We start from the raw sequence: 2,729 nt of genomic DNA on the forward strand, positions 1-2,729 counted from the left end.
CTTCGCCACGTCGCTTCGAGGGCTGACAGCAGACGCGGGCCGAACCCTTTGGGGGCCTCGCTGGACTCGGCGCCGGGGAGGGCGCGGATCGGTGCGAGGGGGTGGGTGCGGGGGACTTGCGAGGGGTTCAGGCGAATGGGCGGTCGCTGGGGACGATTTCCCGGCCCAGGGGGAACAGGGCCAGCGGGATCAGTTTGAGGTTGGCCCACGCGAAGGGCAGGCCGATGATCGTGATCGCCAGCGCGAGACTGGTGGCGAGGTGGCCCAGCGCCAGCCACCAGCCGGCGACCACGAACCAGATGATGTTGCCCAGTAGCGCGCCGGCTCCGGCGCCGGGTTTCTCGACGGTGGTCCGGCCGAACGGCCAGAGCATATAGGCGGCGTTGCGCAGCGCGGCGACCCCGAAGGGGATGGTGATGATGAGGATGAAGCAGATCAGGGCCGCCACGACGTAGCCCACCGCCATCCAGAACCCGGCGAAGATCAGCCAGAGGATATTGAGCAGCAGCTGGATCGGCTTCATCTCTCCAGCATGCCCGAGTACGGCGGCGGGCGCACCCAGGACGCGGCGGGGGCGGGCCGGGTTGGCAGGATGGGCGGTGTGGCCGTGGTTGTCGAGGTGGACAGTGTCGCCGATGCGCGGGTCGACGATTTCCGGGACCTGAAGGCGGCGGATCGGCGACCCGACCGTCCGGGCGGCCGGGGGCTGGTGATCGCGGAGGGCACCGTGGTGGTGCGCCGGATGCTGGATTCGCCCTTCCGGCCGCATGCTCTGCTCGGGGTGGATAAACGGTGGCGCGAGCTGGAGCCGGAACTCGCCGGTCTGGATATCCCGTTCTACCGGGCTTCGGCGGAGGTGATGGCCGAGGTGGTGGGATTCCATTTGAACCGGGGCGTGCTGGCGGTGGCGCATCGGCCGCCCGAACGGGATTTCGCCGAGCTCGTCGCCGGGGCCGCCACGGTGGCAGTGCTCGAGGGTGTGAACGATCACGAGAACCTGGGGGCGATGTTCCGTAATGCCGCCGGGCTCGGTGTGGACGCGGTGCTGTTCGGGGATCGGTGTGCCGATCCGCTGTACCGTCGGTCGGTGCGGGTTTCGATGGGACATGTGCTGCGGGTGCCGTTCGCGTCGGTGCCGCGCTGGCCCGACGGGCTGGGGGAGTTGCGGCTCCGGGGTTTCCAGGTGATCGCGCTGAGCCCGGATCCGGCCGCGCCGACGCTTGCCACCGCGCTCACCGGCCGCCGGGTGGCGTTGTTGCTCGGCGCCGAGGGACCCGGTCTCACCGAGGAGGCCATGGCGGCATCGGATGTGCGAGCCCGGATTCCGATGTCGGCGGGGACCGATTCGCTCAATGTCGCGACGGCCGCGGCGATGGCGTTCTACGAGAGGGTGCGGGCGTCGTGAATTCCACCGGCCGTTACCGGACCCCGTACCCGCCCGTCGAGCCGACGCCGTGGGCGGCCGGTATCACCGTGGCGGGGATGATCGCGATGCTGACCGCCGCCGGTGTCTACGGGTTCGGAGCGGCGCTGGCCCAGGTGCATCCGCTGTTGTCGCTGGCGGTGAATCTGGTCGCGGTGGGCGGTGTCGCGCCGACGGCGTGGCGGTGGCGTGAACGCCCGGTCGCCCGATGGGTGCTGGCGGGGGCGGGCCTGGGTGTGCTGCTGGGCTGGATCGGTCTGCTGGTCATGGCCTGATCCGGGTCTCCATACCCACCGCGCTGTCGTGACCGCGCAGCCAGGACAGCAGACCTTTGCGCTCGTGGGTGACACGGTTGTGCGGCGGCTGCGGTTGCCCCTGGGGTCCGCGTTCTTCGCCCTTGGGGTGCAGGCGGAATCCGCACACCCGGATATCGTCCGGTACGACCGTGGATGGGAGCGCGTCGGGATCCGCCGCCGCGGTGGCGGCGGCCGGAGCGGACGGGAAGTAGTGGAATCCGAGCCACTCCCGGTTCGCGGTATCGGCGAAACCGGGCGGATCGAAAGGCAGGACCAGCGGGTCGGGCAGTTCACCCAGCTGCCACCGGATCGGATGCTCCCCGGCCCAGTGCGGGCGTTCCCACGGATGCGGGAGCCCTTGGTCCTGCAAAATGTTCAGCCGGGTGGAGCTGAACGCACGACGCAGTTCCCCGCGTTCCCAATGCGCGAACGCGCCCCAGCCGTATTCGAGATCGAAGGACACCAGGTAGGTGTGCTCTTCGGCCAGCGGGCGCACCAGCAGTTCCGGGATGGCGGTCGGGTGGACCCGGGCCGCATAGGTACTGCACAGCACGGTCAGTCCCGGGTAGCAGCCGATGAAGAGTTCGTCGGGTTCCGGGCCGACGGCCTCGGCCAGGGTGGCCGTAACGGTCGGCTCCACCTCCAGATCGGGATGGAGCTGGCGGGCCAGGGCGTAGGCGGCGCCGGTATCCGGGTCGGGCCCGGCACGCAGGACCGCGGGCGGGTCCGGCGTATCGACGTACCACACCGATGAAACCTTGGACAGCATCCGCCCACCTCCGATAGCACGAACCGGGTCGTGAATCTCTCGGCGCGCGTCGCGGCCGGCGGTCCGGAGACCGTCGAACCACGCCGCCGCACAGGGGAATCTACTCGCAGGAAAGGGTGAATCGAGGCGTTACCGGGGGTAACACGCCGTCGGCCGGTCAGTGGCCGGAGCTGCGGACCCCGAGCAGGACATCCTCCCAGGACGGCATCGGAGCCTTGCCGCGCTTGGACCGGGGCGCGGA

Annotated in this window: 4 protein-coding genes; 2 read left to right on the forward strand and 2 right to left on the reverse strand. The window is 70.1% G+C overall.

Annotation, left to right across the window (positions count from 1 at the left end; translation table 11 throughout):
- Positions 1–127 precede the first annotated feature (127 nt).
- Complete coding sequence (locus ACWDU1_RS31365) at positions 128–523, reverse strand: YccF domain-containing protein (RefSeq protein ID WP_450004037.1); 396 nt, start codon at positions 521–523, stop codon at positions 128–130.
- 69 nt (positions 524–592) lie between these two features.
- On the opposite strand from ACWDU1_RS31365, the gene ACWDU1_RS31370 reads away from it, so the two are divergent.
- Positions 593–1,405, forward strand: a complete 813-nt coding sequence (locus ACWDU1_RS31370; RefSeq protein ID WP_450004040.1) for a TrmH family RNA methyltransferase — start codon at positions 593–595, stop codon at positions 1,403–1,405.
- Positions 1,402–1,698 carry a DUF2537 domain-containing protein gene (locus ACWDU1_RS31375; RefSeq protein ID WP_450004038.1) on the forward strand — a complete coding sequence of 99 codons (297 nt, stop codon included), beginning with the start codon at positions 1,402–1,404 and terminating at the stop codon, positions 1,696–1,698. Before ACWDU1_RS31370 ends, ACWDU1_RS31375 begins: the two co-directional genes overlap by 4 nt.
- On the opposite strand, the gene ACWDU1_RS31380 is transcribed toward ACWDU1_RS31375, so the two are convergent.
- Positions 1,688–2,488 (reverse strand): DUF6928 family protein, encoded by an 801-nt coding sequence (locus ACWDU1_RS31380; RefSeq protein WP_450004039.1) that lies wholly within the window; start codon positions 2,486–2,488, stop codon positions 1,688–1,690. The genes ACWDU1_RS31375 and ACWDU1_RS31380 overlap by 11 nt on opposite strands.
- Positions 2,489–2,729 lie beyond the last annotated feature (241 nt).

The sequence above is a fragment of the Nocardia sp. NPDC003345 genome (genome assembly GCF_053589395.1).